Here is a 21,068-nt window from a genome sequence, read left to right on the forward strand (position 1 = left end):
GCGACGAGCTACCCACGAGAGGTTCTCCTTGTCGACGTCCCGCCTCGCACGACGAGGCCGGGCGATCCGGCGGGACCGTCACGGAGATCCGCTCTCCCGGGTGGCGCCCCGCCGATCACCGCGCAAGTCTGCCGAGCTGCGCGAGCGCCGGTCAACACCGCGCACGAAGTCCGCTCGCGGCGGGCGCGGTGCGGGCGGTGCAGGACCGCCCACACCGCGGTGGTCATCGCCGTTGCGAGCCGTGGTGGGTCAGTGCGAGACCTGCCAGTGGCTGTTCGCGGTCTGCAGCGTGAACGAGAGCCCGTAGCAGCCGAAGTCGGTGCTGGACACGCTGCCCGGCGGCGTCACCGAGGAGTTGGCCGTCGTCAGCGCCGTCCACGTGCCGTTGAGCTTGACCTGGAGGTTGGCCGCGTGGAACTGGGTGCCGTAGGTCTCCGTGCAGTAGTAGCCCTCGCCGGTGGCCGAGTTGTACTCGGTGTACACCTCGAACATGCTCCACCCGCCGTGCGGGTCGATGAGCTTGACCGGGTCGGCGCTGGTGAACAGCGCGTCCCAGGACGAGGTGGTGTAGTTGTACAGGTAGGCCGTCCACGAGTTGGTCACCGCGTTGGTCTGCACGTCCAGGACTTCGTACGCGGGCAGGCCCTGGAACGTCGTGGTGTAGGTGCTCAGGAACGTCGAGTCGATCCACGCCACGGCGGCGAAGCCGGGCGAGGCCGCGCACCAGTCCCAGGCGCCGACGCCGTTGCCGCCCTGCCAGTAGAACGTGGTGACCTCGATGCAGGTCTTGCCGCTCGGCACGAGCGTCGGCGCGTACACCACGTCCGGGTTGCCGGACGGGATGCTGATGCCGGGGTTGACGGTGTGGGTCGCCTGCGCGCCGTCGGAGACGACGGTCGGGAACGTGCCCCAGACGGAGTGCAGCGAGCCGCTCCACGGCGGGAGCGGCACCGCGTCGGCACTGGCCCGCCGCTGCTCGTGCCCGGCCTGGAACTCCTCGCCCCGCTTGAGGACCCGCGCGCTGAGCTCGGCGCCGGCGGCGGCTCTGGCCGCGTCACCCCGCAGCGCGGGCACGGCTTTCCCGCTGACCGGCGACTCCGGCGTCGGCCGGGCCGCCGCGACCGGTTCGACCGGCGCGGACGCCGCCGAGGCCGATCCGGGCAGCGCGGGCACCAGGAGCGCGCCGGCGGCCACCACCGCGACGGCGACCCGGCGCAGCGGTGAGCGGCGTGACGGACGTGCTGAGAGCGATGAAGACGGCACTGCCGTTTCCTCTCGACAGAAGGATTGGCGTACCGCGGACGTGGAAGGGCGCGAACGACTCGTGCTTGTCCCCCCAGGACGTCGCGGTACCCGAAGCCTGCTCTTCGCCGGCGGGCGCGGCCATAGCGCGACGACGTTGCGTGCGGACGTCCGAACCGTCCTGGCTCCGTATGCTGTGCCCTTTCGGCACTGCACACGAGGGGGCTCGGTGAAAGATCTCGCGGACTCGGTCGAATCGGTGGAGCAGCTCGCCGCCGCTTGGCGGGGCATGGTCCTCGACCGCGACCCGGACGCCGACGTGCGCGACCTGCCCGGCATCGCGGTCCGCTGGGCCGACAGCCGGTTCGCGTTCTGGAACTGCGTCACGCTGACCGAGGTCGGCGCGGACGCGGAACTGCTGGAGCAGCGCCTGGGCCAGGTCGCCGACATCATGCGCGCGAAGCGGCAGCCCGGTTTCCTGTGGCTCTTCGAGGACCTCCTCGCCGACGACGCCCGCACCGCGCTCGACGCGGCCGCCGGCCGGGCCGGTCTCCGGCACGCGTTCCCCGGCACCGGCATGGCGGGCGACCTGCTGCCGCTCGACGAGCCGGGCCACCCCGACCTGACGTTCGCGCGCGTGAGCACCGACGACCAGCTGCTGGCCTACGCGGACCTGAACTCGCGCGCCTACGGGTTCCCGCTGGAGGCCGGCCGCGACGGGCTCGCCGGTTCCACCCTGTGGAAGAACGACGTGTACGCGTACCTGGCTTTGCGCGACGGTGTGCCGGTGGCGTGCGCCGCGTCCGTCGAGGCCGCGGGGCGGCTGTTCGTCGCGCTCGTCGCCACCGACCCGGACTGGCAGCGCCGGGGCTACGGCGAGGCGGTCACCCGGAAGGCCCTGCACGAGGGCGGCCGGGCCACCGGGCTGACCCGCGCCACCCTGCACGCGACCGCCGCCGGCGCGCCCGTGTACCTGCGGATCGGTTTCCGGCCGAACTCGACGGTCCACTTCTACGGCCTCGAGGGCTGACTCCCGCCGCCGCCGGCCGCCCCTCGTCCCCGGTGGCGTCCACATCGGACGGAACCTGACGCCGCGACCGCCGGCGCCGGAGGTGGTGCACGTCAACCCCGCCGGCGACGTCGCACGACCACCACCGCGCCCACGACCAGTGCGGACGCCGGCAGCGCCAGGAGCACCGCGGGCGACGGCCACGACGAGCGGACGTACTCGGTGACGACCACGACGGCGCGGTGCGGCTCGTCGGTCGCCGCACGCGTGAAGCGGATGTCGTCGGTGATGTGCGCCGGCTGGAACTCCGCGTCGTAGCGGGTCAGGTAGCGCGGGCCGGTCAACGCGGCGGACAACGTCGGGTACTGCGGGTCCGGCTTCACCTCGCCGGCGAACGTGAGGTCGGGCGCGGCGCCCCGCGGCGCCGGGTTGCCGACGTCCATCCGGTGGTCGGCCAGCACGTACAGGCGCAGCGGCTGCCGGCCCGCGGCCGTGGCGGACAGCCGCATCGGGTAGACCGGCGCGTCGGTCTCGAACGCCAGGCGCATCGGCGGCAGGCCGTCGGCGAGGCTGCCGGAGGTCGGCGCCAGGCGCACCGCGACGACGAGCCACCCCTCCGCGAGGTACGGCCCGAGCGCGCCGCCGAGGGCGTCGGGCAGGGTGAAGTCGTGCTCGCCCAGCCACTGCGTCACGGCGGTGGCGTCGGTGCCCGCGAGCTGGGCGACCTCGTAGGGCCCGACCTCGACGTGGTCCACGACGGTGGCGCGGTGATCGGACTGCGGCGGGGCGCCCGCGCCGTCGCCGTCCACCACCACGCGCCGCACCTCGACGTCCGGGCGGCTGATCCGGTCGAGCTCGGTGAACAGCTCGCCGTCGGCCACCTCGAAGCGGGCGCGCGCGGGCACCGGCATGAGGAACGCCGCTCGGGTCGCCTCGGACCGCGCCCGCACCGAGAGCGTGATCGACTCGGTGCGACCGGTCAGCTCCACCAGCGCGGTCTCCTGCTGGGGGCGCAGCTCGTCGTTCGCGACGAACGCGCCGCAGGCGCACGCGCCGGACGTCGCGGGGTCCACCGCCACCAGGGTGGCGGCGAGCGCGAGCACCACCGCGATCCGGGTCGCCGTTCGGCCGGTTGCCATGCCCCGTCCGACGCGGCCGGCCGCCGCCGGGTTCCGCCACCCGGACCACCCGTCTCGACCGGCGGCGGAGCGGGTCGCGCGCCCCGCGCCGAGGTCGGTTTCCGGCGGCGGTCGTCGGGGTTTGCTATCGTTCTGGGCAGGAGAGCCGGGTGAAGGGGACTCGACGTGGCGGGTGAAGACGACATCTCCGGGTGAGATCCGGATGTGATCGGCCATCGGCGTTGCCGCCGTGGCCGTCTTAGTCGTCCACCTTTTCCTCTTGGGCGCCGTGGTGCCCGCATCACCTCAGAGGTCTCACCACCATGTCCGAAACCTGCGTCGTCGTGTCCGGCCTGTCTTTTTCCTGGCCCGACGACACTCCCGTGTTCGACGGGCTGTCCTGCACCGTCCCGACCGGCCGCACCGGTCTCGTCGCGCCCAACGGCGCCGGCAAGACGACGCTGCTCAAGCTGATCGCGGGCGAGCTGCTGCCCTCGGCGGGCACCGTCGCGGTCGACGGCGTGCTCGGCTACCTGCCGCAGGACCTGCCGCTGACCGGTGAGCCGAGCGTCGCCGAGGTGCTCGGCGTCGCGCCGGTCCTGCGCGCCTTGGCGGCCGTCGAGTCCGGCGACGTCGACGAAGAGCACTTCACCACCATCGGCAACGACTGGGACGTCGAGGAGCGCACCCGAGCCCAGCTGGACCGGCTGGGTCTGGGGGACATCGCCCTCGACCGCCGCCTGCACACGCTCAGCGGCGGCCAGGTCGTGTCCCTCGGCCTGGCCGCGCAGCTGCTCAAGCGGCCGGACGTGCTGCTGCTGGACGAGCCGACCAACAACCTGGACCTCGACGCGCGCCACAAGCTCTACGACGTGCTCGACGACTGGCCGGGCTGCCTCCTCGTGGTCAGCCACGACCGGGCCCTGCTCGACCGCGTGGACCGCGTCGCCGAGATCGACGACGGCGAGGTCCGCTACTACGGCGGCAACTTCACCGAGTACGAGCGGGCGGTCGAGGCCGCGCGGGACGTCGCCGAGAAGAACATCCGCAACGTGGAGCAGGAGCTCAAGCGCGAGAAGCGGGAGATGCAGCAGGCACGCGAACGCGCCGCGCGCCGGGCGAGCAACGCGGCGCGCAACCTCGGCAACGCGGGGCTGCCCCGAATCTTCGCCGGGACCATGAAGCGCAACGCGCAGGAGTCGGCGGGCAAGGCGAGCGGGACGCACGCGGCGCGGGTCGGCGCGGCCAAGGCCAGGTTGGACGAGGCCGAGCGGGCGCTGCGGGACGAGCAGAAGATCTCCCTGGAGCTGCCGCAGACCGCGGTGCCCGCCGGGCGCACGCTCTTCCTGGGCGAGGGCCTGCGGGCGGGTTACGGGGATCGGGAGCTGTTCGCGGGCGAGGGCGCGGACCTGGCCATCCGGGGACCGGAGCGGATCGCGCTCACCGGGCCCAACGGCGTCGGCAAGTCCACCCTGCTGCGGATCATCCACGGCGACCTGGAGCCCGCCGGCGGCGAGGTCAAGAGGGCCGACGGTCGGATCGCCTACCTGTCGCAGCGCCTCGACCTGCTGGACGGCGCGCTCACCGTCGCCGAGAACCTGGCCAGGTCCGCGCCGGCGATGCCGCCGGCGCAGCGGATGAACCTGCTCGCGCGCTTCCTGTTCCGGGGTTCCCGGGCGCACCTCCCGGTGGGCGTGCTGTCCGGCGGCGAACGGCTGCGCGCCACGCTGGCCTGCGTCCTGTTCGCCGAGCCGGCGCCGCAGCTGCTGCTGCTCGACGAGCCGACGAACAACCTCGACCTGGTCAGCGCCGGGCAGCTGGAACGCGCGCTCGACGCCTACCAGGGCGCGTTCGTCGTCGTCAGCCACGACGAGCGGTTCCTCGCCGAGATCGGGATCGACCGCCGGCTGCGGCTGGAGGACGGCCGGCTGCTGGAGACCGCCGCACCCGAGGCGGGCTGAACCGTGGTCGAAGCAGCTCTGCTCGCGCACGACCTGGTGCGCGTCCTCGGTGGCCGGCGCGTCCTCGACGGTGTCTCGCTCACCGCGGCCCCGGGCCGTCGGATCGGCCTGATCGGCGAGAACGGCGCCGGCAAGTCCACGCTGCTGCGGTTGCTCGCGGGCGTGGACCACCCGGACCGGGGCCGCGTCGAGCGGCCGGCGGACCTCGGCTACCTGCACCAGGAGCTGTCGTTCGCCCCGGAGGCGACCGTCGCCGACGTGCTCGACGAGGCGTTGGCCGGCGCCCGCGCGGACCTCGCCGAGCTGGACCGGCTCGCCGGCCTGCTCGCCGACTCCCCGGACGACGCGGACCTCCTCGCCGGCTACGCCGACCGCCTCGACCGGGCGCAGCGGCACGAGGCGTGGGACGCGGACCGGCGGGCGGAGGTCGTCCTCACCGGGCTCGGCCTGGACGACGTGGCGCGCCACCGCGCGCTCGCCTCGCTCTCCGGCGGTCAACGCGCACGGCTCGCGCTGGCCGCGCTGGTGGTGCGCAGGCCGTCCGCCCTGCTGCTGGACGAGCCGACCAACCACCTGGACGACGACGCGGCCGGCTTCCTGGAGGAGCAGTTGCGCGGCTTGCCCGGCGCCGTCGTGGTGGCCAGCCACGACCGGGCGTTCCTCGACGCGGTGTGCACCGACGTCGTCGACCTCGATCCCGCGCCCGACGGCCCGGTGCGCCACGGCGGCAACTACACCGCCTACCTGACCGAGAAACGCGCTCGACGGACGCGCTGGCAGGAGCGCCACGCCGCGGAGCAGGAAGAGCTCGCGGCCCTGCGCGACTCGCTCGGCGTGACGACGCACCAGGTCGCGCCGAACCGCGCCAAGCGCGACAACGAGAAGATGGGCTACGGGCACCGGGCGGGCCGGGTGCAGAACCAGATCGCGCGCCGCGTGCGCAACGCCACCCGCCGGCTGGCCGAGCTGGAGCGGCGGCAGGTCCCCGCGCCGCCGAGGCCCCTGCGGTTCCACCCGGACGCCCTCGTGCGCGGCGACGCCGCGGACCGGGCGCCTGACGACGCCCTGGTGACGCTGCGCGACGTGCACGTGCCCGGACGCCTGTCGGTCGACCGGCTCGACGTGCCCCCCACCGGGCGGCTGCTGGTCACCGGGCCGAACGGCGCCGGCAAGTCGACCCTGCTGCTCGTGCTGGCCGGTCTGGTCGAAGCCGGCGGCGTGCGCCGGCGCCCCGGGCTGCGGGTCGGCCTGCTCGGCCAGGACACCCGGTTCGACCACCCCGGGCGCACCGCGCGGGAGACGTACGAAGCGGCCCTGGGTCCGGCGCGGGCCGAGGCCGTGCCGCTGCTGTCGCTGGGTCTGCTGCACGAGTGGGACGCGGACAAGCCCGTCGGCGACCTGTCGGTGGGTCAGCGGCGGCGGCTGGCGCTGGCGCTCGTCGTGGCGGACCCGCCCGAGCTGCTGCTGCTCGACGAGCCCACGAACCACCTGTCCCCCACGCTGTGTGACGACATCGAGGACGCCCTCGGCCCCGGGCCGGGCGCGATCGTGCTCGCCTGCCACGACCGCAGGCTGCGTTCGCGGTGGCGGGGCGCCGAGGTCCGGGTCGACCCGGCGCGGCCCGGAACGCCGCAGGTCGGGCGGGTGGTCGTGGACGAAGGCGGGTGATGCGGGAAGGGGCGGCCCGGCCGCACTCGCGGGGTGGCGGCCGGGCCGGGGGTGCTCAGCGCCGCCAGTCGTTGGGACGGCTGGTGCGCCAGTCGTTGGGGCGGCCGTTGCCGGTGGTGATGGTGACGGTGCTCATGTGCTCTCCCGGGGTGCTCGACTCTGTGTGAGGGCTTGGTTACGGTGTCATCACCTGGCTTGAGGCGGTGACACCCAATGGTCGCGGGGAGCCGACGACAACGCGCATCCCCTCTGGGGTGGTGGCGTGGATGGTCGCTGTGGCGGCTGCCGCGCGCCGTGCTGGTGTACGTGCTGGGCGTGGAAGTCGTGGCCCTGGTGGCGGTGGCGTCCGTGGCGACGTTGACGCCCGTGACGAGCCGCCACTGGGTGTGGTTCGCGGTGCTCGCCGGCGCGGCCGTGGTGCACTTCGAGGCGGCACGCGGGCTGGAACGGGTGCGCGAGGTGGCGGCCGAGGGCAGCCCGTACGCGCACCCGCAGTCGATCTGGCTGTTCGCGGGCGTGCTGGTGCTGCCGCCGCCGCTGCTGGCCGCGCTGGTCGCGGTGAGCTACGGCTACGGGTGGGTGCGGATCTACCGGCGCAGCCCGCTGCACCGCAAGGTCTTCTCCGCCGCCACGGTGCTGCTCGCCTGCTGGTCGGCGGGCGCGGTCCTGCTGGCCGCGCACCCCGATCCCGCGCTGCCGCACGCCGCGCAGCTGACCGGCCCGGTCGACCTGGGCGCCCTGGTGGCGGCCGGTGTCGCGTACTGGCTGGTCAACCTCGCGCTGGTGGTGGGCGCGATCCTGCTGTCCACCCCGGTCCGGCCGGGTCGCGACGTGCTGGGGCCGTTGAGCCAGCAGCTGGTCATCGCCGCGTCGATCGGCCTGGGCACGGGCCTGGCCGTGGTGCTGGTCACGGCACCGTGGGTGGTGCCGGTGCTGGTGGTCACCATGCTCGGGATGCACCTGGGGCTGCTGCTGCCGGTGTACCGCACCGCCGCCCGCGTCGACGGCAAGACCGGCACGCTGACCTCCGTGGCCTGGACCGAGCGGGCCGCGGCCGAGCTGGCCCGCTCCGCCGCGACGGGTGCGCCGATGGCCGTGCTGCTGCTCGACCTGGACCACTTCAGCGACATCAACAACACCCGCGGGCACCTGGCCGGCGACCACGCGCTGCGCGCGGTGGCCGCCGAGCTGCGCCGCCAGGTCCGCGACGGCGACCTGGTCGGCCGGTGGGGCGGCGAGGAGTTCGTGGTGCTGCTGCCCGGGACCGACCCGGTCGACGCGCGCCACGTCGCCGAACGGATCCGCGCCGCGGTCCGCGAGCCGCTGACCGACGTGCCCGGCGGTGTCCCCGGCGCCGACGGCGCGCTGCGGATCACCGCGTCGCTGGGCGTGGCGGTGTTCCCGGCGCACGGCGGCACGGTGGACGAGCTGCTGCTCGCCGCCGACACCGCCCTGTACCGCGCGAAGAACAACGGGCGGGACCGGGTGGAGACCGCGCCCTCCGGCACCGCGGGCTGACCGGGATGGTCGACGGGGACGCCGGGCGGGCGCGGTACCGCGAGGTGTTCGCCTCCGCCGAGTTCCGGGCCCTGTTCGCCGCGCACACCGTCTCCACCATCGGCGACCAGTTCGCCCGGGTCGCGCTCACGGTGCTGGTGTTCCGCGACACCGGCTCGCCCGCCTGGGCGGCGATCACCTACGCGTTGACGTTCCTGCCCGACCTGGTCGGCGGTCCCCTGCTGGCGGGTCTGGCCGACCGGTACCCGAGGCGCGCCGTGATGGTGTGCTCCGACCTGCTGCGCGCCGCGCTGGTCGCGCTGATGGCCGTGCCGGTGCTGCCGTGGCCGGTGGTGTGCGGGCTGCTGGTGCTGCTGCAACTGGCCGGCGCGCCGGCGGTGCCCGCCCGGACCGCGCTGCTGCCGCACGTCCTGCCCGGTCCCGCGTTCCGCGCGGGCGCCGCCGCGCTGTCCACCGTGAGCCAGGCCGCGCAGGTCGCCGGGTTCGCCGCCGGCGGCGTCCTGGTGCTCGCCGTGGGCACGAGCGGCGTCCTGCTGCTGGACGCCGTGTCGTTCGCGGTGTCCGCCGCCGCCGTGGCCTGGTGGGTGAAGAGCCGTCCCGCGCCCGGTGGCGGGGTGGCGCGGCCGGGGTGGTGGCGGGCGATGACGGCCGGCGCGCTCCTCGTGTGGCGCGACCGCAGGCTCCTCGCGCTGGTGTGCTTCGCGGCGCTGTCGGCGTTCTACATCAGCGGCGAGGCGCTGGCCGTGCCGCTGGCCGACCAGTTCGGCGGCGGGCCGGTCGCGGCCGGGCTCCTGTTCGCCGCCTACCCGGCGGGCTGCGCCCTGGCGAGCCTGGTCGTGGCCACCCGCCCGGAGGCCGCGCAGCTGCGCGCCCTGCCCGTGCTGGCGGTGGCCACCAGCGCGCCGCTGATCGCCTGCGCCCTGCACCCCGGCCTGCCGGTCCTGGTGCTGCTGTTCGTGGCGTCCGGCGCCGCGTCCAGCTACCACGCCATCGCCTCGCCGACGTTCGCGCTGTGGACCCCGGACGAGGCGCGGGGTCAGGTCTACGGCCTGGCCGTGACCGCGCTCAAGATCGCCCAGGGGCTCGGGGTCGCCGCCGCCGGTCTCGCCGCCGAGCACGTGCCGCCCCACCAGGTGGTCGCGGCGGGCGGTGTGCTGGGCGTGCTCGCGGCCTTGGGCGTCGGCGTGCTGTGGCGGCGCAGCGGCGCCACCCGCGTGGACCGGCCCGTCACCCGGTGAGCGGGCGTGGCGGGCGAGCCGCGGTCGTCGGCCCGGTCGCCGTTCGGCGGCGGTGATCGCGTCCAGGTCGCCGCGGGTCGCCTCGACCTCGCCGATGCCCGGGACCGGTGGCGTGCCGCTGCGGCGGGCGAGGCAGGATCGTGGCATGAACCTCGATCCGCGGCGGGCAGCGGTGCTCGCGCTGCACTGGCAGGTCAACGTCATCGAGCCGGAGGGGTTCTTCGGGCCGATGCTGAGCGGGCCCGTGGCCCGCAGCGGCGTCGTCGACCGGGCCGTGCGCTTCCACGAAGCGGCCGGTGTCCCGGTGTTCTTCACCAGGTTCACCATCCCCGAAGGCGAAGGCGGGCTGGTGCGCAACACCGGCTTCATGCGGGCCGTCGGCGACGCGCAGGAGGCGTTCCGGCCCGACGCGCCGGGCGCGCGGCTCATCCCGCGGATGGCGGGCGGCACGCCGACCGTGGTCGACAACCAGAAGCTCTCCGGTCTCGCCGGCGGCGACCTGGCCTCCCGGCTGTCCGGGCAGGGCGTCGACACGCTGTTCCTGACCGGTGTGGCCACCAACCTGACCGTCGAGCAGACCGCGCGCCACGGCACCGACCTCGGGTTCACCGTGCACGTGGTCAGCGACTGCGTGACCGCCGCCGACGACGCCGCGCACACCGCCTCCCTGGCGAACCTGGAGCTCACCACGGCGGGCTGCCTGACCGCGGAAGAGGCCCTGGCGCGCCTGCGCGCGCGGTCCTGAGACGAGGTCAGGTCGCGGGCAGCGAGACGAACCCCTCGCGCACCAGCCAGTCACGGGCGACCGCGGCCGGGTCCCGGCCGTCGACGTCGACCTCGGCGTTGAGCCCGCGCACGGTGTCGTTGTCCAACTCCGCCACGACGGGCGCCAGCACCTCGCCGACCTGCGGGTGCGCGGTGTGGAAGTCCTGGCGCAGCACGATCGCGGCGTTGTAGCGGGGGAAGAACCGCCGGTCGTCCTCCAGCACGACCAGGTTCAGGGCCACGATGCGGCCGTCGGTGGTGAACACCTCGCCGAAGTTGCACAGCCCGGTGGACGTCGCGGTGTAGATCGTGCCGGTGCCGAACGTCTTGACCTCCGCCGCGGCCGCGTCGAAGCCGTAGGCCTTCGCGACGCCCGGGAACCCGTCGTTGCGGCTGACGAACTCGGTCTCCAGGCAGAACACGGCCTGGTCCGGCGAGCGGGTGACGAGGGCGGCCATGTCGGAGGTGGTCCGCAGGCCGTGGGCGCGGGCGAACTCCTCGGTGACGGCGAACGCGTAGGTGTTGTCGATCGCCGAGTAGTCCAGCCACACCAGGCCGTTGCGGGCCAGGTCGGCGTCCCGGACGGCCTCGTACTGCGCCCGTTCGTCCGGGATCGGGTCGGTGTTGCCCAGGTAGCTGATCCACCCGGTGCCGGTGTAGTCCCACGACAGGTCGATGTCGCCGGTGAGCAACGCCTGGCGGGAGCTGTTGGAGCCCTGGATGTTGGTCATGTCCCGCACCTCGGCGCCCGCCGCGACCAGGGCGACCTCGGCGATGTAGCCGAGGACCTGGTTCTCGGTGAAGTCCTTGGAGCCGACCGCGACGTCCACCCCGGCCAGCTCGGGCACGGGTCGGATGGACCCCGGCCCGACCTCGAACGGCAGCGCGAACGACGACTCCAGCCCGCAGCCGGACGTCAGCAGCGCCGCCGCCGCGACCGCCAGTCGCGTGATCCGCCTCATCGCAGCCCCTTCGGTCCCAGGTAGGTCTCCACGAGGGCGCCGAGCCAGTCCACGAGCAGCGCGAGGCCGACCGCCAGCACCGCGCCGGTCACCAGCACGGGCACCCTGGCCAGCTTGTAGCCGGTGTCGATCAGCAACCCGAGGCCGCCGCCGTTGACGAACACCGCGAGGGTGGCCACTCCGACCGCGTGCACCAGCGCCGTGCGCAGCCCGGCCAGGACCAGCGGCACGGCCAGCGGCAGCTCGATCCGCCGCAGCACGGTCGCGGCGGACATGCCGATGCCGCGACCCGCGTCGACCAGCGCCGGGTCGACGCCCTGGAGCCCGACCATGGTGTTCCGCAGCACGGGCAGCAGCGTGTAGAAGGCGATCGGCAGCACCGCCGCCCACATGCCTTCCAGACCCGAGACCAGGAAGAACAGCACCAGGATGCCGATCGCCGGTGACGCCTGGCCGATCGTGGCGATGCCGAGGAACAGCGGCGCGGCCCGGCGCGCCCACCGGCGGGTGAGCACGATGCCGAGCGGCACCGCCACGACGAGCACGAGCCCGGTCACGACCAGGCTGATCACCAGGTGGTCCCAGGTCGCGGACACCAGCGCGGACGCGGTGAGGCTCTGCCGCTCGATCGAGTCGAGGTCGCGGCTGAACGCCCACAGCAGCACACCGCCGACCAGCGCCACCACGACGACCGGCTGGACCAGCAGCCGCAACCGTTCGGCCCGCCGCGGCGGGGCGGTGGCGGCTTCGATCCCGGTCGCGGCCGTCACGCGTCGGGCTCCGAGTGCTCGTCGCGCAGCTTCTGCACCGTGCCGATCACCGCGTCCATCTCCACCAGCCCGACGTACTCGCCGCGCGAGCCGGTGACCACCGCCGCGCCGCCTTCGGTGAGGATCGCCTCCAAGGCGTCCTGGAGCGTCGACTGGAGCGTCACCGGGTCGCCGACCGGCCGCGGCTGCCCCGGGCCGTGCACCCAGCTCACGGGCCGGTCGCGGGCGTCGAGCAGCAGCGCGTGGCGGTGCCCGGACGAGGCGAGCCTGCGGTGGACGTCGGCGGGCCGGTCCGTCACCGGAGCCGTCAACGCCCGGCTCAGCTCGACCTCGCGCACGCGGCGCAGCCTGAGCTGCTTGAGCGACGCGCCGGCGCCGACGAAACCGGCGACCGTGTCGTCGGCCGGGTTGGCCAGGATCGCCTCGGGGGTGTCGTACTGGAGCAGGCGCGAGCGGGGGCCGAGCACGGCGATCCGGTCGCCGATCTTGACCGCCTCGTCGAAGTCGTGCGTGACGAACACGATCGTCTTGCGCAGCTCGGACTGCAGCCGCATCAGCTCGTCCTGGAGGTTGCCGCGGGTGATCGGGTCGACCGCGCCGAACGGCTCGTCCATCAGCAGCACGGGCGGGTCCGCGGCGAGCGCGCGGGCGACGCCGACGCGCTGCTGCTGGCCGCCGGAGAGCTGCCGGGGGTAGCGGCCGCGGAACTCGGCCGGGTCGAGCCCGACCAGGTCCAGCATCTCGTCCACCCGGTCGGCCACCCTGGCGCGGCTCCAGCCGAGCAGACCGGGCACCGTGCCCACGTTCTGGCCGACGGTCAGGTGCGGGAACAGCCCTGCCTGCTGGATCGCGTACCCGATGCCCCGGCGCAGCTCGTCGGGGTTCAGCGACAGGGTGTCCGCGCCGTCGATGGTGATCCGGCCCGACGTCGGCTCGATCAACCGGTTGATCATCCGCATGGTGGTGGTCTTGCCGCAGCCGGACGGGCCGACCAGCACCACGGTCTCCCCCGCCGGGATCGTCATCGAGACCGACTCCACGGCGGGCGCCTCGACGCCCGCGTAGCGCTTGGTCACGTCGAAGAGCCGGATCTCACTGGCCACGGATCCCCCTGGAGACGGTGTAGCGGCCGATCAGCGCGAAGATCCCGTCCAGGACCAGCGCGAGGACGACGATGCCGAGCGTGCCCGCCACCGCCTGGTTGGTCGCGTTCGCGCTGCCCGCCCTGGTCAGGCCGGCGAAGATCTCCACGCCGAGGCCGGGGCCGCGCACGTAGGCGGCGATGGCGGCGATGCCCATGAGCATCTGGGTGGCGATCCGCGTCCCGGTCAGGATCGCGGGCCAGGCCAGTCTCAGCTCGACCCCGGTCAGCACGCCGAGCCGGCTCATCCCGACGCCGCGGGCCGCGTCGCGCACCGCGGGGTCGACACCACCGAGCCCCACGATCGTGTTGCGCACGACCGGCAGCAGCCCGTACAGCACGAGCGCGACCACGGTCGGCGGCACGCCGAGCCCCAGCACCGGGATCAGCAGGCCGAGCAGGGCGAACGACGGGATGGTGAGGATGGCGCTGGTCAACGCCGTCGCGGCGGCCGAGCCGAACGGGCTGCGGTACACCGCGACCCCGATGCCGACCCCGATCAGGGCGGCCGCCAGCGCGCACTGCACCACCGCGCTGACGTGCAGCAGGGCCTCGACCAGCAGCCTGCTCCACCGGTCGGCCAGGAACTCCCCGAAGCTCACCTCGCGGCCCCCGGTACCCAGACCGCGGCGACGACGGTCCACACAGGACGGATGACGCGACCCCCTTGTCCGAGACGCGCTGCCCGGAGCGCGCAGCGGCTCGTCATCGCGGCCCGGTCGAGCCGCGCCGCCCGGCGACGGCGGCTGAAGGCCGGCGCGCCGAACGGTCCCGGCACCGTACCGCCCACCCGCCCCGCGGCGCCGCCGGACGACCTGCCGATCACCTGACGTTCCCGGAAGCCGGTCCATGAGGCCGTCGTCCGTCCTGGGGAACGGTGTCGTGGTCGATGGGTGCCGACGATCGTCTTGCCCGGCCCAGGCCCGGCCGCCCGTTCGGCCGAGCGGCAGGGCCACCGGGCCGACCACCGCGAGGGAGGTGACGGGTACGGACGGGCAGACCTGTCCCGCCGGGCTTCCGGCGCACCCGTGCGACGTGGTGGGCTCAAGCCGGCTCCCTGCCGCCGGGCGGACGGGGGTTCCGGAGGACCGGTACCGGCCCCGGTGCCGGTGCGGAGGTGCGAGGCGATGAGGTCCCAGGAGCACGGAGGTCGGGTGGCGGACGGTTCCACGCCGGAGAGGTTCGCGGGCGACCTGTTCCTCGACCTGGCGGCCAAGGGGTGGCTGGTGGTCGAGCCGTCGGAGGCCGCGCGGGTCATCACCGGCCTCGAGCGGACCCTGGAGGTCGTCCGGTCGCGGGCGCACCGGTTCGAGGTGTCGCGGCGGCTGCGGAGCGCCGGTGGCGACGACATCGACCCGGACGTCGACCGGCTCGTGGTCGACGCGGTGTTCGCCGAGCAGGTCACGGCGGGTTCCTGGGAGCACGCGCTGGCCGAGCTGCCGAAGTACATCGAGGCCTTCCGGATGGCGGCCCGCAACGCGCCCCGGCACGAGCCGTGACGCCCACGCCGAACGACATCTCGTCGTGCGACCTGCGGTTCGAGCTGGCCGCGGCCGTCAAGGACCTCCGCCACTACCGGGACACCCGCGACCACGCCACGGTCGACCTGATGCTCGCCTGGATCGACGCGCTGCTCGACGAGTGGAACCGCCGCGCCCGGTGCCGGTGACCCGACGCGACGGGTGCGCCGCGAGCGGGCGTTCGCCGGGCAAGTGGCGGTGTCCGCGATGGATATGGTGGTGGTGACGGCTGACGGGGGCAGCCGCGCCATCGCGCTGCCGCCGGCCCTGAACGTCCGGTGAGGACAGACGAGGGGGGCACATGGACGTGGTAGTGGTCACGGGGTCGGCCGGCCTGGTCGGGGGCGAGGCCGTGCGGGCGCTCGCGTCGAGGTTCGACCTGGTCGTCGGCGTGGACAACGGGATGCGGCGGTACCTGTTCGGCCCGGCCGGTTCCGTCGCGGACAACCTGGCCGACGTCGAGCGCATCCCGAACTACCGGCACCACCGGATGGACGTGCGCGACGAAAGCGCGCTCACCGCGTTGTTCGGCGAGTACGGCTCGGACGTGCGGCTGGTCGTGCACACGGCCGGGCAGCCGAGCGACGAGTGGGCGGCCGACCGGCCCGTGGTGGACCTGAAGGTCAACGCGGTCGGCACGATGAACGTGCTGGAGGCCGTCCGGCGGCACTGCCCCTCGGCGGTGGTCGTGCTGACGTCCACCACGAAGGTGTACGGCGACGTGTCCGACTCCCTGCCGCTGGTGGAGACCGACACGAGGTGGGAGATCGACCCGGCGCACCCCTACCACGAGCACGGCATCGACGAGTCGATCCGGCTGGGCGGCAACCGGACGTTCGCCGGGGTGTCGAAGCTGGCCGCCGACCTCGCCGCGCAGTCGTACGCGGGCCTGCTCGGGCTGCGGGTCGGGGTGTTCCGGTGCGGCAGCGTGACCGGCGCGCGGCACGCGGGCGTCGAGCAGAACGGGTTCCTGTCGCACCTGGTCCGCAGCGCCGTGCGAGGGGCGACGTTCCCGGTGATCGGGCACGGCGGCAAGCAGGTGCGCGACGTGCTGGACGCGCGTGACCTGGTGGAGATGTTCTGGCAGTTCTACCTGGAGCCCCGGCCGGGCGAGGTCTACCACGCGGGCGGCGGGAGGGAGCGCAGCACGTCGATCCTGGAGCTGATCGCCCGGTACGAGCACCTGACCGGCCAGGAGGTGCCGTTCGAGCACGTGCCCGAGCACCGGTTCGCGGACGTGCGGTGCTGGATCACCGACACCCGCAAGTTCCGGCGCGACTACCCGGCCTGGCAGCCGGCGCACGACCTCTCGGACATCCTCCGCTCGGTGCACGAGCACTGGGTCGACGCCGACATGACCGGGGTCGACGACCTGAGCGACTCCACGGCGACCCCTTGACCCGGAACGCGCCGGCTCGTCCTTCACGCGTCCGGAGGTCGTCCAGCGGGCGTGAAGAATCCTTTTAGACGCTCTTGAGACCGCGTGAAGTCGCGACTCGCAGACTCGGTGGTGCAAGCCGAGTCTGCGGGAGGTAGCGGTGGAACGAATCCGGGTCGTCGTCCAAGCGGCGGATCACCTGAGCATGACGGGCCTGACCACCTACCTCGGATCGAGGCCCGACCTGGAACTGCTGGACGGCCCCCTGCCCGTGAAACCGGACGTGGTCGTCATGGCGGTCGACCGGCTGGGCGTCGAGGTCGTGGCACGGCTGCGGCGGGCCGCGACGCACGTCGGCGCGCCGGTGGTGCTGATCGTCGACGAGGTCGGCGAGTCCGACGTGTTAACGGCCGTGGAGTGCCGGATCGTGGCGATCCTGCCGCGTGCCGCGGTGACCGACCAGCTGGTGCTGCGCAGCGTCCTGACCGCCGCGGAGGGCGGCGGCGCCATGCCGGCGGGCATGGTGGCCGAGCTGCTGCGGCACGTGCAGCGGTTGCAGCGGCAGGTGCTCACGCCGGAAGGGGGACGCGACCGGCTGTCGGCGCGGGAGACGGACGTGCTGCGGCTGATGGCCGACGGGTTGGACACGGCCGAGATCGCGGGCCGGTTGTCGTACTCGGAGCGGACCATCAAGAACGTGTTCTACGGGATCACCACCCGGCTGAATCTGCGCAACCGGCCGCACGCGGTCGCCTACGCTCTGAGGAAGGGAATGATCTGACCTGTTCAACGCCCAGGCCAGGCCACCCAGCCGGGGATCGAGGACGCGCTTCCGAGATCACCCGAAAGTGGCACAGGCGTGGGGGATGAATGGAAACGGTAGATTTGTTGCCGGGAAAAGAAGGGGTGGCGCCACGGCCCGGACCGCTGTGCCAACGCCACACCTCCGCACCCACCGACCACCCCTCCACGACCACGAGCCCTCCCCCACCGACCCAGCCCACCTCAGACCACCCCACCGACTCAGCCCGCTCTGATCCAGCCCGCCTCACCGCCCAGACCACGCTGCCTCAGCCGACCGCCTCACCGCTGCCCGTCCCACCGCTGCCTGCCAGATCCAGCCCACCTGCGCGCAGCCCGCTTGCCTCGACCCGTCCCCGCTCAGCGCGCCCCCACAGAACGCGCCTCCGCTCAGCACGCCTCCACACAGCGCATCCCGCTCAGCGCGCCTCCGCGACCCGTGCGATGGCCCGCCTCATGTCCCACCGCGCACCGAAACCGCGGTAGAGGTCGGTCGCCTCGCCGACGACGTCCTCGGCCGCCGCCGCCTCTCCGCGCCGGGCGAGCAGGACGGCTTGGTCCTCCAGGGTCTGAGCCAGCTCGAACGTCCGCCCCACGGCGCGGTAGTGGCTGATGACCGGGACCAGGCCCTCCGGGTCCGACGCCAGCACGCTGCGACACCGCCGTGCGGCCGCGGCGGCGCGGGCGGCTTTGGTTTCGCGGGCGGCCTCGGCTTCGCAGGCTTCGACGGCGGCCCGGGCGGTCGCGTGGTCGTTGCCCGCCAGGGCTTGCCGGACCAGCTCGGGCAGCCACTGGTGGCGCAGCATCATGTCGGCGTAGCGGGTGTCGAGGATGGTGCCGAGCACCTCGACCGCGCCCGCGTGATCGCCTTCGCGCGCCGCCGCCATCGCCTGCGCGGCGACGAGGAAGTCGCAGTTCTCGCGGTACGCCTCGGTCACCAGGGGCAAGGTGAGCCCGGTGGTGAGGTGCGTGTCGAGGCGCGCGCCGTCGTCCCGGTGCGCGGCGATCAGCGCGACCACGCCGTGCAGCAGCACGGGACCGCCTTCGCGCAGGCCGAAGCCGGTGAACTCGGGGTCGCCGACGACCGCCTCCAGCCGCCCCACCGCCTCGTCCCAGCCGCCGAGCCAGAACTGGTGCACGGCGGCGGCCAGGTGCAGGCCCGCCACGGGGGTGCCGCGACCGGCCAGGTCGAACGCGGCACGCAGGCTCGACGTGGCCTCCTCCAGCCGGTCCAGGCACTGGAGGGTGAAGATCCGGTTGTCCAGCAGCAGCAACCGCAGGTCGGTGAGGCTGACGTCGGTGCCGACCACGTCGAGCGCCTGGTCCAGGTACGCCACGGCGCGCGGGTAGTCGCGGCGGACCGCCTCGACCTGCCACAGCACTTCCAGCGCCTGGCCGATGGCGAACGGGTCGGCGGCCCGCTCCCCCGCCTCGATGGCCGCCCGCGCGCTGCTCTCGGCGCCGTCCAGCTCGCCGACCCCCGCCCGCTGCACCAGCGCCAGCAACGACAACAGCCGTGCGCGCCACATGTCCGACAGCACGGGGTCGGCCAGTGCCTCACGCGACGCCGTCACCGCTTCCTCCGCCCGCGCGCCCCGGTAGGGCATGTACGCCAACGTCCAGCGCACTTCCGCGATCAGGTCCGGCGACCGCAGTCGCGGCAACGCCCGGCGAGCGTGCTCCTCGGCTTCGGCGTCCCTCCCGATCCGGAACAGCGCGCTGCTGAGGTGCGCCATCAACGTCGCGTCACGTTCGTCCCGCGCGACCGACGACCCGAGGCACCGCTGGAGCAGTTCGACCGCCACCAGCGGCGCGCGGTAGACGAGTGCGGGTGCTTGGGCGACCAGCCAGTCGACCACCCACGGGCCCACCTCGCCGGACGCGGCCAGCAGCTGCTCCGCCACGTGGTCCACGGGTGCGCCGGACGCGGCGAGCGCCTGCGCGGCCTGCTGGTGCAGGGCGGTGCGCAGCGCGGCGGGGGTGCCTTCGTAGAGGGCCTGCCGGATGAGCGGGTGCCGGAACGCCATCCGGGGTCCGGCGTCGCGCAGCACGCCCGCCGCGACGGCTTCCTCCAACCGGCCGGCGAGGTCGAACACGGGCGTGCCGAGCACCACCGACAGGTCGCCGACCGCGAACTCGCCGCCGAGCAGGGCGGACCACCGCAGCACCTCGCGGGTGGGGTCGGCCAGGAAGTCCAACCGGCCGGTCACGGCGGACACGAGCGACACGGGCACCCGGTCCAGGGCGTGCGGGGCGACGTCCGCGATCCCGGTGTCGATCTCGACGACCCGTTCCCGGACGAGCGCGTCGGCGACCTCCCGCAGGTACAGGGGGTTGCCGCCGGCGCGGGCGGCGATGCGGCGCAGCCCCGGGCCGGGTGAGGCGCCCACCAGGCGTCCGACGAGGCCGGCGACCTCGGTGTCGGCCAACGGCGCCAGGTCGAGCACCGCGCCGCCGCCCGACTCGACGTCGCGGCGCAGTCGCGCGACCTCCGCCCGGTACGGCACCGGCCTGGCCGCGCCGACCAGCAGCAGCGGCAGGCGCCGGGCGACGGTCGTGAGCCGGTGCCACACCTGCGTGCTGGTCTCGTCCGACCACTGGAGGTCGTCCAGCGCGAACACGAGCGGGCCGTCCGCGCACAGCTGTTCCACCAGGGCCACCAGCCGGTCGACCGCGCCGAACACGGGGTCGGCGTCGGCGAAGATCGACCCGGCCGGTCGTTCCTGGCGCAACGCCCGCGCGGTCGCCGCCCGCCTGGGGTCGGGTGAGCGGGTTTCGACGCGCAGGCCGTCCAGGGCGAGCCGCAGCGGGAAGCGGCTGCCCAGCTCGTCGGCGACGGCGTGGGCGACCTGGTGGCCGGACCGGGTGGCTTGTGCGAGCAGCGCGGCCGTCAGCGCCGACTTGCCGATGCCCATCTCGCCTTCGATCCACAGCAGCCGGCCCGCGCCGGCGGTGACGTCGTCGACCACCCGCCGCACCGCCGCCAGTTCCACGTCGCGGCCGACGAGTTCCGCGGCGGGCGGCGGGTCGACGGGTGCCACCGTGGACGGTCGCCGCGCGGCCGGCACGGGTTCCGGGTCGGTGCCGCCGAGGATGTGCTCGTGCGCGGCACGCAGCCGCCGTCCGGGCTCGACTTCCAGTTCCTCCACGAGGACGCGGCGCGCGTCCCGGAACACTTCGAGGGCTTCCGCGCTGCGCCCGGACCGGTGCAGGGCGAGCATCAGCAGTTCGCGTGCCCGTTCCCGCAGCGGTTCCTCGGCCACGAGGTCGGCCAGTTCGGCGACGACCTCGCCGTGCGCGCCGGAGGCGAGCGCGGCTTCGGCGCGCAGTTCCCGCGCGGTGGTGCGCGCTTCGCCGAGCCTGCGCCGCTGGGCTTCGGCGAACGGGCCGGTCAGCCCTGCCAACGCCTCGCCGCGCCACAACGCCAGCGCTTCGTCGAGCGCACGTCGGGCGGCGCCGGGGTCGCCGTCGGCGAGGTGTCGCCGGGCGAGGTCGCGCGAGGACTCGAACGCGGCGACGTCCAGGCCGCCGTCCACGAGCAGCCGGTAGCCGGAGCCGACGGACACCAGTGACCGGGCGGGGACGCCGCGCGGCCGGTCCGGTTCCAGGGCCTTGCGCAGCGTGGACACGTAGGTGTGGACGCTGCCTTCGGCCGTCGGGGGCGCGTCGGCGCCCCAGACGCCCGCGACGAGCTCGTCACGGCCCACGCCGCCGGACCGCAGCGCCAGCATCGCGAACAGCGCGCGTGGCCGTGAGGAGCCCAGGTCCACTTCCCGCTCACCCGACCAGGCGCGCACCGTGCCCAGCAGTTCGACCCGCAACGCGCCCGTCATCCCGCAGACCGCCTCTCGTCCGACACCCCGCCCGCCGACCGCCCGCCCGCCGACACCGCGTCCACCCGCACCACGTTCGCCCGCACCATGTCCACCCGCGGCCACCGCCGCGCGCTAACCCTCACCTCACCGACCGCCCCGCCC

General features: G+C 74.3%; 17 protein-coding genes. 10 read left to right on the forward strand and 7 right to left on the reverse strand.

From position 1 onward, the window contains the following. Positions 1-249: 249 nt before the first annotated feature. On the reverse strand, positions 250-1,263 hold the full coding sequence (locus IOD16_RS20370; RefSeq protein WP_201435699.1) for a carbohydrate-binding protein: 1,014 nt from the start codon (positions 1,261-1,263) through the stop codon (positions 250-252). Positions 1,264-1,471: 208 nt separating this feature from the next. Between IOD16_RS20370 and IOD16_RS20375 the strand changes: the two genes are divergently transcribed. Then, entirely contained in the window at positions 1,472-2,272 is an 801-nt protein-coding gene (locus IOD16_RS20375; protein WP_236594240.1) for a GNAT family N-acetyltransferase, read from the forward strand. A gap of 92 nt (positions 2,273-2,364) precedes the next feature. Here the strand turns inward: IOD16_RS20375 and IOD16_RS20380 are convergent, their stop codons facing one another. Continuing rightward, complete coding sequence (locus tag IOD16_RS20380; RefSeq protein WP_201435700.1) at positions 2,365-3,390, reverse strand: DUF2330 domain-containing protein; 1,026 nt, start codon at positions 3,388-3,390, stop codon at positions 2,365-2,367. Positions 3,391-3,692: 302 nt separating this feature from the next. Here IOD16_RS20380 and IOD16_RS20385 point away from each other — a divergent pair, with 302 nt between their 5' ends. The 5 genes from IOD16_RS20385 (at position 3,693) to IOD16_RS20405 (ending at position 10,499) form a co-directional block, all read left to right on the forward strand. Further along, the gene (locus tag IOD16_RS20385) at positions 3,693-5,330 is read left to right on the forward strand and encodes an ABC-F family ATP-binding cassette domain-containing protein (protein ID WP_201435701.1); all 1,638 of its coding nucleotides are present in this window, start codon (positions 3,693-3,695) and stop codon (positions 5,328-5,330) included. Between the two features lie 3 nt (positions 5,331-5,333). Then, positions 5,334-6,998, forward strand: a complete 1,665-nt coding sequence (locus IOD16_RS20390; RefSeq protein ID WP_201435702.1) for an ABC-F family ATP-binding cassette domain-containing protein — start codon at positions 5,334-5,336, stop codon at positions 6,996-6,998. A gap of 213 nt (positions 6,999-7,211) precedes the next feature. Further along, positions 7,212-8,516, forward strand: coding sequence for a GGDEF domain-containing protein (locus IOD16_RS20395; protein WP_236594241.1), 1,305 nt, complete (start codon positions 7,212-7,214; stop codon positions 8,514-8,516). 5 nt (positions 8,517-8,521) lie between these two features. Beyond that, the gene (locus tag IOD16_RS20400; protein ID WP_201435703.1) at positions 8,522-9,754 is read left to right on the forward strand and encodes an MFS transporter; all 1,233 of its coding nucleotides are present in this window, start codon (positions 8,522-8,524) and stop codon (positions 9,752-9,754) included. 145 nt (positions 9,755-9,899) lie between these two features. Further along, positions 9,900-10,499, forward strand: a complete 600-nt coding sequence (locus IOD16_RS20405) for a cysteine hydrolase (RefSeq protein WP_201435704.1) — start codon at positions 9,900-9,902, stop codon at positions 10,497-10,499. Between the two features lie 7 nt (positions 10,500-10,506). Here the strand turns inward: IOD16_RS20405 and IOD16_RS20410 are convergent, their stop codons facing one another. The 4 genes from IOD16_RS20410 to IOD16_RS20425 are packed head-to-tail and all read right to left on the reverse strand — an operon-like array spanning position 10,507 to position 13,994. Further along, positions 10,507-11,481: a glycine betaine ABC transporter substrate-binding protein gene (locus IOD16_RS20410; protein WP_201435705.1), complete on the reverse strand. Its 975-nt coding sequence runs from the start codon at positions 11,479-11,481 to the stop codon at positions 10,507-10,509. After that, positions 11,478-12,251: an ABC transporter permease gene (locus IOD16_RS20415; protein WP_201435706.1), complete on the reverse strand. Its 774-nt coding sequence runs from the start codon at positions 12,249-12,251 to the stop codon at positions 11,478-11,480. Before IOD16_RS20415 ends, IOD16_RS20410 begins: the two co-directional genes overlap by 4 nt. Beyond that, positions 12,248-13,354 carry an ABC transporter ATP-binding protein gene (locus IOD16_RS20420; protein WP_201435707.1) on the reverse strand — a complete coding sequence of 369 codons (1,107 nt, stop codon included), beginning with the start codon at positions 13,352-13,354 and terminating at the stop codon, positions 12,248-12,250. The genes IOD16_RS20415 and IOD16_RS20420 overlap by 4 nt, the downstream gene beginning before the upstream one ends. Then, positions 13,344-13,994, reverse strand: a complete 651-nt coding sequence (locus IOD16_RS20425; RefSeq protein ID WP_201435708.1) for an ABC transporter permease — start codon at positions 13,992-13,994, stop codon at positions 13,344-13,346. The genes IOD16_RS20420 and IOD16_RS20425 overlap by 11 nt, the downstream gene beginning before the upstream one ends. Before the next feature lie 525 nt (positions 13,995-14,519). Between IOD16_RS20425 and IOD16_RS20430 the strand changes: the two genes are divergently transcribed. From IOD16_RS20430 to IOD16_RS20445, 4 genes are all read left to right on the forward strand, one after another. Continuing rightward, positions 14,520-14,891, forward strand: coding sequence for a hypothetical protein (locus tag IOD16_RS20430; RefSeq protein WP_201435709.1), 372 nt, complete (start codon positions 14,520-14,522; stop codon positions 14,889-14,891). Beyond that, positions 14,888-15,061 carry a hypothetical protein gene (locus IOD16_RS20435; RefSeq protein WP_201435710.1) on the forward strand — a complete coding sequence of 58 codons (174 nt, stop codon included), beginning with the start codon at positions 14,888-14,890 and terminating at the stop codon, positions 15,059-15,061. The genes IOD16_RS20430 and IOD16_RS20435 overlap by 4 nt, the downstream gene beginning before the upstream one ends. Positions 15,062-15,213: 152 nt before the next feature. Continuing rightward, positions 15,214-16,311: an NAD-dependent epimerase/dehydratase family protein gene (locus IOD16_RS20440; protein WP_201435711.1), complete on the forward strand. Its 1,098-nt coding sequence runs from the start codon at positions 15,214-15,216 to the stop codon at positions 16,309-16,311. 139 nt (positions 16,312-16,450) lie between these two features. Continuing rightward, a complete protein-coding gene (locus IOD16_RS20445) occupies positions 16,451-17,071 on the forward strand; it encodes a helix-turn-helix transcriptional regulator (RefSeq protein WP_236594242.1) in 621 nt (206 codons plus the stop codon). A 439-nt stretch (positions 17,072-17,510) separates the two neighbouring features. Here the strand turns inward: IOD16_RS20445 and IOD16_RS20450 are convergent, their stop codons facing one another. Continuing rightward, entirely contained in the window at positions 17,511-20,924 is a 3,414-nt protein-coding gene (locus tag IOD16_RS20450) for a BTAD domain-containing putative transcriptional regulator (protein ID WP_201435712.1), read from the reverse strand. Between the last annotated feature and the right edge of the window lie 144 nt (positions 20,925-21,068).

This window comes from Saccharothrix sp. 6-C (assembly GCF_016695385.1).
In the GTDB taxonomy this organism is placed as follows: Bacteria; Actinomycetota; Actinomycetes; order Mycobacteriales; family Pseudonocardiaceae; genus Actinosynnema; species Actinosynnema texasense.